We start from the raw sequence: 2,927 nt of genomic DNA on the forward strand, positions 1-2,927 counted from the left end.
TTATTATATATTTTTATTAAAATTTATTGAATGATTAAAATGCTTTTAATATGTTACTAATAAGAGGTTTTTACTTTTTCTATTAAATTCTAATAACATAAATGTACTTAAAAATTCCATGAATAGTACATGAACATTTAATTTTGTTTTATTTTAAATTTATCATATATTATTCAGTTTCATTTTTTCAATATTAACTCAATTGTTAATGTTAGTTCTTTTTGGTATAATATAGAAAATAAAGTTTTAGGAGCTTCAATTATGCAACTTATAGATATTTTATTAATAATAGCTCTAATAATTATAATTATTAGGCCTAAACATAAAAATATTTCTTGTAATGATACTAAAAATATTGATGATGAAAATTAAAAAGGTGTTTTAAATATCTAAAACACCTTTTAAAACTTAATTTTCATCAACTAATTCATACATTTCAATAGCTCTATCTACATACATAATTCCATCTAAATGATCAATTTCATGGAAAAAACATCTAGCTAATAAATCCTGTGCTTCATAAACCATCATTTCACCATTTTCATTTAATGCTTGAATTTTCACAGCTTTAGGTCTTTCAACTAAACCTTCATGCATTACATAACTTAAACATCCTTCATAATCCTTATAAGTTTCTTTAGATACCCCTAAAATTTTAGGATTTATTAAAACATATTCATTTTTTCCATCACCAAAATTTATATATATTATTTTTTTATTAACAGCTATTTGAGGTGCTGCTAATCCAATTCCCTCAACTGTTGCTAATGTATCTTTTAAATCTTTAATTATTAACTTTACTTCTTCATTTATCTCTTTTACTGATTCTGATTTTCTTTTTAAATGTTCATCACCTAATTGAACTATTTTTCTAACTGCCATTATTTTTCTCCTTTCATAATAACATATATCTTATATTAAATCATACTTCTTTAATTTTTTCATTATAATTTTTTATCATAGGTAATGTTTTTATTATTCATATAAAAGCTTATAATAAAAACCACTTATATATACATTTTTTAAAATTAAACTTAAAATATAAAAAATACTATAAAATTTTTATAGTATTTTTTAATAATATTATTATAATTTTACCATTAAAATTAATAAAGAAATTAAACTTAAGCATCCACTTAATATACATATATACAGTACTACTTGTGATGCATTCATTCCTTTTTCTTGTAATCTATAATGTATTTGACTTCTATCAGCTTCATATACTGGCTTTCCTGAATGATATCTCTTCAATATTACAAAAAGATTATCAAATATAGGAACTCCTAAAGCTAATACAGGTATTAATATAGATAATGCTGTTGCTTGTTTAAAAGCTCCTTCTAAGGCAATTATAGCAAGCATAAATCCTAAAAAATTTGCTCCTGAATCCCCCATGAACACTTTAGCAGGATGCTTATTGAATCTTAAAAATCCTAATATTGCCCCCACTAAACTAATGGACATAAGAGCTGAAGGAAATTGACCTTTAGCTAAAGCTACTACAAACATAGTAGTTCCTGATATAGATGAAATACTTCCTGCTAATCCATCCATTCCATCAGACCAATTTATTACAGTAGTTACTCCAAAAATCCATGAAATAGTTAAAATAAATTGTATTGGTGTTGAAAATAAAATAAATTCTCCTGTAAAAGGATTAGTAATTCCTTTAAAAACAATACCTATTTTAAAAATCATTATAGCTGCTAATACTTGAACTATAACTCTTGGCCATATTGGAAATTCTTTACTTTTAGATTTGTAATAATCATCAACAACTCCTATAATTAATACCATTAATGCTGCAATAAATATAATTACAGTATCTTTTAAATGATTTCCTCTATCTATAATAAATAGATAGGTTGTAAAAAAACCTATGAACATTCCAATTCCACCACTAAGTGGAATTGATTTATTATGTTTTTTTCTTTTTGTAGGTTTATCAGTGAATCCTTTTTTTATAGCAATCTTTATTAAGTGAGGCATTAATAAATATACTATAAGAAAAGATATCATCATTATAATTAAATACTTAAGCATGAAAATTTCTCCTTTTTTTGCTTAACCATTTTATTGATTGTTTCTTATAAGGATAATTCCTTTTTATTTATTGTATACTTTTTATTTAAAGTAGTAAACTATATTTATTAAAATTTACTTTAATAAATTGATACATTAATATAATCTTAACTAATTAACATTATGTATATTCCTACTTATTGTTTATATAAACATTCAAAACTCTTGCCCCTACATTTTATTACTTTTATATATATTAAAAATTTTATAATCTTTCATCATCATTTTGTTTTAAACATATAGAAAACATATGACATGAAATTCTTCCATCTTGTTTTTTTTCATATTTTTTTAAAATGCTTTTAATTTCAAGGTTTAAGCATTCAAATTCTTGCTCAGTTACATAAATATCTTTATAATTTAATAATACTGAATCTTCTTCTTTTCCTTTATCAACTTTATTAGCAATAACTTCTATAGCTTTTTCTTTTGATTTATCATAATAATCAGTAACAATATTTAAAATTTGAGATTTATAAACTTGTTTTGCTTCTGTTTTAATTTGTTCCCCTTCAATACTAAAACTTTCAGCTGTTAAATAATAATATTTAGCAATAATACCTTTTATTTCTTTAGTTCTAACTAATTCAAGTATTCCTGCTCTTTCTAACTTTTTTATATGATAATGAACTTTAGCTGGTACTTCTCCAAAAAAATCTGCTATTTCTTTTACAGTAGCTGCCTCTCTATTATTTCTCAAAAATGTTATAATTTTTAAGCGATATGGATCTGAATACGCTTTAATTTGTTCTAATGTAGTTAAATTTACAACATCTTTCATAACTTTAGCCCCCTCTTTATTGTTTTTAATATTAAAAACTTCAAATCATTATACCATATTT

The 2,927-nt window shown here is 22.9% G+C and carries 3 protein-coding genes; all 3 read right to left on the reverse strand.

Annotated elements, in window-relative coordinates:
• Nucleotides 1-408: 408 nt before the first annotated feature.
• Complete coding sequence (def, locus tag GBZ86_RS14535; protein WP_152891831.1) at nucleotides 409-882, reverse strand: peptide deformylase; 474 nt, start codon at nucleotides 880-882, stop codon at nucleotides 409-411.
• A 204-nt stretch (nucleotides 883-1,086) separates the two neighbouring features.
• Nucleotides 1,087-2,046 carry an MraY family glycosyltransferase gene (locus tag GBZ86_RS14540; protein ID WP_152891833.1) on the reverse strand — a complete coding sequence of 320 codons (960 nt, stop codon included), beginning with the start codon at nucleotides 2,044-2,046 and terminating at the stop codon, nucleotides 1,087-1,089.
• Between the two features lie 244 nt (nucleotides 2,047-2,290).
• Complete coding sequence (locus GBZ86_RS14545; protein WP_152891835.1) at nucleotides 2,291-2,866, reverse strand: winged helix-turn-helix domain-containing protein; 576 nt, start codon at nucleotides 2,864-2,866, stop codon at nucleotides 2,291-2,293.
• Nucleotides 2,867-2,927 lie beyond the last annotated feature (61 nt).

Origin of the sequence: Clostridium tarantellae (assembly GCF_009295725.1) — a bacterium.
GTDB classification, from domain to species: domain Bacteria; phylum Bacillota; class Clostridia; order Clostridiales; family Clostridiaceae; genus Sarcina; species Sarcina tarantellae.